Here is a 1,647-nt window from a genome sequence, read left to right as displayed (position 1 = left end):
ACCTGACTTGGACCTCTTTAGTGTGTCACTCGCTGAAGGACGTGTCGGGCGTCGTCGGTGAGTTCGGGGCTCGCGGTGATCTTTTGCCCGGCGATGGTGATAGTGACGTCCTGGAGGGGACGGAGTGTCCGGATGATCCGGCGGATGCTGAACCCGGTCGCTGCTTGGAGGTGTCTGGCGATCGCCAGGGCCGTGAACACGATGGTGAGGTGGGCTTCGATCGCGTCACGGGTGCGGTGGAACATGGGCCTGGCCTGCAGGTCTGTCTTGCTCATCCGGAATGACTGCTCGACATGCCAGAGGTCGTGATAGCTGGAGACCACCTCCGCCGCCGGCATCGTGGCGGCAGGAATGTTCGTGACGTAGCCCTTCAGCCCGACCAGACTTCGTGCCCGCTCGAGCGAGGCCGTATCGAGGGATCGGCCGCTCGCGGTGGTCTTCACGAATCTGGTCGACTTCACCGACGCGTCCCCGTCGATCACGGCTCGGGCCCGGTTCTCCTGCGCGGTGAGGGTGTGATTGTCGCGGGTGGCACGCTTGGTGCGGTAGCTCCAGATGGCACGCCAATAGCCGGGATGCTCCTCTGCGTCCCAGACCGGCTCCTTGCGGCGCTTCGTCGTGGAGGGTTTCGTGTTCCCGCGGCGGGGCGTGATGGTGTCGATCAGCTGCCCGTCCGTGAACGCGTCCCCGTTCCAATGGAAGTGATTGGCCAGGTCACCCGGGGCTTTCGTCTGTCGTGAACCGACGATGAACTTCAGGTCCGCTTCGTCGAGCTCGCGCAGGTTGGCCGCCGAGAGCATCCCGGCGTCCGCGACCACGACCATGTCAGCGAGGTCGTTCCGGGCCTGGAACTGGCGGATGATCGGGACGATCGTGCGGGTCTCAGCATGGTTCCCCTCGAAGCAGCCGATCTCCAGCGGGAACCCGCCCCGGTCCACGAGCAGGCCGACCACGATCTGCGGATCCACGCGGCGTTCCTTCGAGTAGCCGACCTTCCTCAGCGCATCCTCGTTCTCCGCCTCGAAATAGAGCGTCGTAACGTCGTAGAGCACCAGCGAGATGTCGCCGCTGGTCGCGGCATGCTCGAAGCACCTCGTCGCGATCTGGCCGCGGTAGTCGTTCGTGGCGATCCGGGCCAGGCAGCGCTTCATCGTCGAGCGATGCACCGGGTCGATCCCGACCTCCGCCAGCACTCTGGCGGAGTCGCTCATCGAGGTCGGCTCGATCAGGCGTGCGGCGACGAGCTGGAAGAATGCCTCATCACCGATCGCCGTGAACCCCAGCGCCGCCCACGCGGACTGCAGCGTCTCCAGCAGCAGCCGGGACTGCTTCGACGTGATCGTCGCGGGGCTCGTCGACGTTGCTGCCCCCAGGTCGAGGACGCCCTGACCAGCGTTGATCTTCTCCCGACCCGCCTCCATCAGGCCGGCGAGCTCGGCTTCGGTATGAGCCGACCCGAGATGCTCCAGGACCACATCCCGACGGTTCCGCCGCTCAGCAATCTGCACAGCCGTCGCCCCCGACGCCGTCCTCACCTTCCGCAGGAACACCACCCGCTTAGTGTGTCACTCCAGGCAGGCGCGAAGCGCTCACCAGCACCGATACACCCAAAACCCGCGTCGATACCCCAGAGAGGTCCAAGTCAGG

Annotated in this window: 1 protein-coding gene; it reads right to left on the bottom strand. The window is 65.5% G+C overall.

Features of this window, described 5'->3' with window-relative positions:
• Positions 1 to 17: 17 nt before the first annotated feature.
• The gene (locus CJ197_RS14755; protein WP_102237477.1) at positions 18 to 1,553 is read right to left on the bottom strand and encodes an IS1634 family transposase; all 1,536 of its coding nucleotides are present in this window, start codon (positions 1,551 to 1,553) and stop codon (positions 18 to 20) included.
• Between the last annotated feature and the right edge of the window lie 94 nt (positions 1,554 to 1,647).

Origin of the sequence: Brachybacterium sp. UMB0905, assembly GCF_002871795.1 — a bacterium.
GTDB lineage: Bacteria > Actinomycetota > Actinomycetes > Actinomycetales > Dermabacteraceae > Brachybacterium.
The sequence above is the reverse complement of the archived record's forward strand: the minus strand, read 5'-3'. Positions and strand labels throughout refer to the sequence as shown.